This window comes from Chitinophaga sp. (assembly GCF_036566945.1).
Lineage (GTDB): Bacteria > Bacteroidota > Bacteroidia > Chitinophagales > Chitinophagaceae > Chitinophaga.
On sequence record NZ_DATCVJ010000216.1, the window covers coordinates 1 to 2399 of the forward strand.

Sequence of the window (2399 nt, forward strand, 5' to 3'; positions counted from 1 at the left end):
AGCGAAAATAGCGTTGACAGCCTTGGCTGTATTAGCATTCTTCGGAGGTTCATTGGCATTTAAAGCTAATAGAGGTGTTAATATCTTTTACGTATACACTACCTCCATAATCTTTGGTAAAATAACGGGTATTTGTGATGAGAATTCCGTGCGTTGGGCTCCGTACACAACCACAGCTGTACTTGGTTGGATTACAACTGTTTCGGCCGCACCCGCCACAAATGTAACTACCTGTACTGCTCGTATTACTGTTTCTCTTTAATTTTGATTAAAGAAGGGCTGTCACAATTATGCATATTTTGAATTGAAGTTGAATTTTTATGAGCTGGAGCCGTTCCTGAAGTTTAGGCGGCTCTATGTTTGGACACTTGGTAGATGTATAAAATGAGTGTCTGCATTCGTGAAAAAATTTTATGTTAATAGTTAGGTCGGCGTGGTCTCAATATATCAGTGTAGATTCCAAGATAATGGACTCGCTTTTGAATTTTCAATAGATCTATAATCAAGTTGCATCAGAGTAAATGTGCGACGGACCTATGGAGAATCGATAAGTTAAGCTGGTGTGGGAGTCCGTATTTTACAGGCAGCTTCGTGCTGTTGCAAAGTCAAATAACGTATTCCTGTCAAGAAGAACTCATGAAGTTGTTATCCCTCGTCCTGGAAAATATATCTGCCAAATGGAATAGGCTAATTTATAACTGGAATCAGATACCTGGTCAATATACTAGTTTTTCCCTTTTGTCAAAATTATAGGTTGCCCAAAATACATATAGTACAAGTAGTTACACCTAAGGTGTTAGGCGCAGTGGAAGAAGTTGTACGCATACCTAGAGAATAGGTTGTAGTCGAGTACAACAAGAGGACAGCCTGATTCGGGTCATAAATACCAGTTACTTGATCGTTGATAAGGGAGGTGCTGTATTGTAAAAGGTCTTAACACTTCTACATTAGACACTATAACATAAACTGTGTAAACATATAAAATCGGAGTTCGTAAGAGCCCCGATTTTTTTATTTTTAACCGTTACACACACAATGAAGCCAGAAGACTTATTATCAGACGATTTTTTAAAGCAATTCAAAACTGGGCAACAGCTCAACGATTTTCTGGGTCAGATCCAGAAACGTGCAATTGAAAAGATGCTGGAAGGCCAACTGGACGGGTATTTAGGATACGGGATGAATGAGCAGAGTAAGAGTATAAATACCCGAAATGGCTATGGGAAGAAGAAGATTAAAACCCATTATGGAGAGTCCGAAATCCAGGTTCCACGGGACCGTGATGCCAGTTTTAATCCCATGATCGTTCCCAAGCGGGAGAGCATGGTAGAAGGCATTGAAGAAGTGATAGTATCGCTGTATGCTAAAGGAATGAGTATAAGTGATATCGAGGAACAGATAATGGATGTCTATAAATTTGAAGTTTCTACCGCCACGATCAGCCGGATCACTTCCAGGGTGGCAGAAGATATTGTAGCCTGGCAGAACCGCCCATTAGAACCTGTTTACCTGATTGTGCGGATGGATGGTATTGTATTCAAAATTCGGGAGAATAGTAAAGTTATCAATAAGACCGTCTAGATTGCTGTGGGGCTGCGTAAGGATGGTTTTCCATTTTAAACAGTTATCTCTCTTCACTCCCCACCCAACTCACCCAAAACGCCACCATCCCTCCATCGCCACCAACGCCAACGCAATCCTTGAATTTCACTCCCCAACAATAATAAACGACCCACACCCCCCAGGCTTCCTCGCCAAAGACACCCGTTTTCCCTTTGCCGCATTATTCCCAACATCCGGGAGCACACTATAATACGGCGTTGTCGCCACAGTACACATGCCACCTTCCAGCGTCGGGGCATAATAAACCGTCGGCAAATAATAGGCAACAGCGCCGCCAACGAAACCGAAGAACATGATCATTACAAGTAGAGTACGCGCCTTTTTCATGATCTGAATTTAAAGCAACCCTCTGCAACCAAAATGCATTCAATGCGCAGGTGGATCTACCCCCATCATCTCCATGCCATACTTCATAATCATCCCTATCACCGGTATGGCAAGCATACCTGTAGCAGTAATTTTATACTCCACCTTCGGCGGCGCCACCCGAAAGATGATCTGCTCCACCATCCCCAGCTCCCTGAGTTGCGACGTGAGCATCTTATGCGCGATGTACGGATATCAGCTTTCAGCTCCCCATACCGCATTACGCGCAGGTGCAGCCGCCAAAGTATCGGCATCTTCCAGGTGCTGCTGATATGTTTGAGTGCAAACTCAATCGGCGTATAATACAACTTACTATCATTGTTGTCCGGGTAAATTGAATATAACATGGCCTGTATTCCTTTTCTGATAAGGAATACAGGTTCTTAAATTATTGTATGAAAATCCAGGGA

Annotated in this window: 3 protein-coding genes; 2 read left to right on the top strand and 1 reads right to left on the bottom strand. The window is 42.8% G+C overall.

The features are described from left to right. Together VIP81_RS06200 and VIP81_RS06205 are read left to right on the top strand one after the other, a co-directional pair. Positions 1-262 (top strand): hypothetical protein (locus VIP81_RS06200; protein WP_331957605.1); only part of this gene is annotated, 262 nt, incomplete at its 5' end. A gap of 773 nt (positions 263-1035) precedes the next feature. Further along, positions 1036-1581 (top strand): transposase, encoded by a 546-nt coding sequence (locus VIP81_RS06205; RefSeq protein WP_331957606.1) that lies wholly within the window; start codon positions 1036-1038, stop codon positions 1579-1581. Between the two features lie 408 nt (positions 1582-1989). Here the strand turns inward: VIP81_RS06205 and VIP81_RS06210 are convergent, their stop codons facing one another. Further along, positions 1990-2175, bottom strand: coding sequence for a winged helix-turn-helix transcriptional regulator (locus VIP81_RS06210; RefSeq protein ID WP_331957607.1), 186 nt, complete (start codon positions 2173-2175; stop codon positions 1990-1992). Positions 2176-2399 lie beyond the last annotated feature (224 nt).